This is a genomic window from Colidextribacter sp. OB.20 (assembly GCF_009911595.1).
Taxonomy (GTDB): Bacteria; Bacillota; Clostridia; order Oscillospirales; family Oscillospiraceae; genus Lawsonibacter.
The window spans coordinates 1-2,234 of record NZ_QWKG01000130.1; the positions used below are offsets into that span (position 1 = coordinate 1).

1 protein-coding gene is annotated in these 2,234 nt (G+C 58.0%); it reads left to right on the plus strand.

Going from position 1 to position 2,234, the window contains the following annotated elements:
* Positions 1-2,234, plus strand: a 2,234-nt coding sequence (locus D1641_RS18725) for a hypothetical protein (protein ID WP_160668479.1), incomplete at both ends; no start/stop codon positions are given.

Genomic DNA, 2,234 nt, shown 5'->3' on the forward strand with positions numbered 1-2,234 from the left:
CTGGCCTCCATCGCCCAGGCCACCAAGATCAACATGTTCGGCAATCTGAACCTGCCCACCAACGCCGAGCTGGCCCGCGACAACGTGGCCGAGATGGTCTTCAACGCCATCACCAAGACCGTTCCCGTGCAGTACAACGAGCTCCTCGGCGTGTACTACAACGAGAACCAGGGTATCATCTACTCCCTGGAGTTCAACTACCTCCAGACCCTGGGCTACAAGAACTTTGACCTGGTCTACAAGAGCGACACCCGCGACATGTACGGCCGTCCTGCCACCACCTGGGGCGTGGGCCGCTACAACGCCGGCAACTCCACCACCTCCTCCGGCACCATCACCAAGACTGACCAGCTGACCACCGACGGCGGCCTGAAGCCCAGCCTGGTCCGGCTGCAGGAGAAGGACGAGATCATCACCGTTCCCAACGCCGCGACCTATGTGTACACCGACAAGACCAAGGAGAAGGACGTGTACTCCGACCTGGGCAAGACTGTCTGCACAGACACTGCCAAGGACAAGGATCGGGGCTACACCTGGGTTGCCTATGTCAACGGTAAAGAGGTCGAGGAAAAGGTTGCCGGCAAGGACGGCAAGGACCTGATTCCCAAGTCCGGCACCGCTGGCGACAAGCGCTACATCTACACCGCCAAGGGCACCCAGACCGAGATCTACATCGACGACGACGAGCAGACTGTTGACGTCATCGAGATCAACTACTACATCGGCCAGGTCTCCAGCGTGAAGGAGGACAAGGGCGGCCGGTATGTCACCGTGAAGGAGCTGTCCACCGGCTCCAGCCTGAACGAGCGCACCTTCTACACCGGCAGCTACGCCGAGGACGACTATGTCATCTACACCATGGACTACGTGGAGGATGACAAGGATTACGTCATCGCTGAGATGTTCGAGCCCGAGGTTGTCACCGGCGAGATCAACCGCGTGGAGAAGGATAAGGACGACAGCGATACCTACCTGCGCTTTGAGCAGGACGGCACCAAGTACCCCTACTCCTTCCAGTATCAGGGCAGCACCAAGAATGGTGAGAGCCATCAGAGCCACATGGTCTATGACCTGGACGAGCTGAACAACTCCGTCCACCCCGCTCTGAAGACTGACTACGACCTGCTGCTGGACCCCAACGGCTATGTTGTGGCCTTCCGTGAGGCCAACCAGAAGCCCAACCAGTACCTGTACGTCAAGGACTCCGACGAGGAGCTGCGGGATTGGATCGCTAAGGTCCTGCTCACCGACAACACCTCCGCCAAGGTCGAGGTCAAGGACGAGCTGGATGGCCTGGACGACGGCATTACAGAGGAATACTATCATCCCCAGCTGAATGATCCTGCTCCGGCTACAAACAAAGTTACGTTCAAAAAGGCCGGGATCGACTGGGTTGACTATGAGCTGGTCGGCGGCAGCACTGGCACAAAGGCCTCCAACATCGACCAGCTGATCTGGAAGTACTCCGTCAGCGACAGCGGCGTGTACACCCTGAAGTTCATTGAGCCTCAGAAGACCTGGAACAATACCGAGGACAAGGACACCCAGTGGTACATGACCGATGCCAAGATCGAGACCGGCAAGGCCTATGTCACCGGCACCCGTCCGAACGCGGATGGTACGACTAAGGAGAACAACGAGTTCATCGTGGACGCCAAGACCATCTTCGTGGACGACGCCAACGGCAAGGTCTACACCGGCTACAAGGAAGTCCCCAACGTGGACAACGCCAACGTGGCTTATGTCCTGAACAAGGGCGTGGCCAAGGTTGTCTTCGTCCTGGACGGCGACATCTATGACAGCAGCAGTGTATACTTCATGCTGAAGGACACCGACCGCGAGACCTTCAAGTATGACGGCGACAACTACTGGGATTTTGACAACGCCTATGTCAACGGCGAGCGTCAGAGCCACTTCTATGTCCGCACCAACGCTCTGAACGGCGGCGACAGCGACAGACTGAACCTGAAGGCCGGCCACCTGTACAAGGTGGAGAAGACCATCGAGGACGGCGAGTACATCACCAAGGTCGTTGAGTGGAAGGACGGCGACAACGATGCTCTGCCTCAGGCTCTGCTCACCATCAACGCCGTGGGTGACGAGACCTTCTGGCTGAATCAGTACAAAGAGGAAACCGTGTACAAGTATGACACCGTGGACGGCGATGATCCCACTCAGATCGTCCTGGTGGAGTACGACGCTGACGGCAAGCTGGACAACATCACCACCGGCCG